We start from the raw sequence: 1,248 nt of genomic DNA, 5'->3' as shown, positions 1-1,248 counted from the left end.
TCTCGGACCTGGTGCCCTATGCCGCGCTGGTCGCGAACGGCGTGATTCTGCTCAAGGACGGTTCACTGATGGCGGGCTGGTACTTTGCCGGGCCGGACTCGGAGAGTTCGACCGACGCCGAGCGCAACGAGGTGTCCCGCCAGATCAACGCTATCCTGTCGCGTCTCGGCTCGGGCTGGATGATCCAGGTCGAGGCTGTGCGTGTCGCGACCTCGGACTATCCGGCGCGCGAGGAATGCCATTTTCCCGATCCGGTCACGCGCGCGATCGACGATGAGCGCCGCGCGCATTTCCAGGAGGGCAGCGGACATTTCGAGAGCCGTCATGCGCTGATCCTGACCTGGCGTCCTCCGGAGCGACGGCGCTCGGGTCTAGCCCGGTATGTCTATTCCGACAGCGAGAGCCACACGGCGCGCTATGCCGACACGGTGCTGGAAAACTTCCAGACCTCGATCCGCGAGGTCGAGCAGTATCTCGGAAACGTGCTTTCGATCCGCCGCATGGTGACGCGCTCGGTTGAGGAGCGGGGCGGCTTCCAGACCGCCCGCTATGACGAACTCTTCCAGTTCATCCGCTTCTCAATCACCGGCGAGAACCATCCGGTGCGCCTGCCCGAGATCCCGATGTATCTCGACTGGCTGGCAACGGCCGAGTTCAGCCATGGCCTCACGCCGATGGTCGATAGCCGCTACCTCGCCGTAATCGGCATCGACGGCTTTCCGGCCGAGAGCTGGCCGGGCATCCTCAATTCCCTCGACATGATGCCGCTCACCTATCGGTGGTCATCGCGCTTCATCTTTCTCGACGATCAGGAGGCGCGGGCCCGGCTCGAGGGCACGCGCAAGAAATGGCAGCAGAAGGTCCGGCCCTTCTTCGACCAGCTGTTGCAGACGCAATCGCGCTCTGTCGACCAGGACGCGATGGCGATGGTAGCCGAGACGGAGGATGCGATCGCCCAGGCGTCCTCGCAGCTCGTCGCCTATGGCTACTACACGCCGGTCATCGTGCTGTTCGATCATGAGACCAGGCTGCGGGAGAAGGCCGAGGCTGTCCGCCGCCTCGTCCACGCCGAGGGCTTCGGCGCACGGATAGAGACAATCAACGCGACGGAGGCCTTTCTTGGCAGCCTACCTGGAAACTGGTACGCAAACATTCGCGAGCCGCTGATCAACACGCGCAACCTCGCGGATCTGATCCCGCTCAATTCCGTCTGGTCGGGCGCGCCCACCGCACCATGCCCGTACCTGT

The 1,248-nt window shown here is 63.9% G+C and carries 1 pseudogene; it reads left to right on the top strand.

What is annotated here, in order from left to right:
• A pseudogene (locus EOA27_RS37030) lies at positions 1-1,248 on the top strand (conjugal transfer protein TrbE); the annotation flags it as partial.

It is taken from the genome of Mesorhizobium sp. M2A.F.Ca.ET.037.01.1.1, from assembly GCF_003998075.1.
GTDB lineage: Bacteria > Pseudomonadota > Alphaproteobacteria > Rhizobiales > Rhizobiaceae > Mesorhizobium.
The sequence above is the reverse complement of the archived record's forward strand: the minus strand, read 5'-3'. Positions and strand labels throughout refer to the sequence as shown.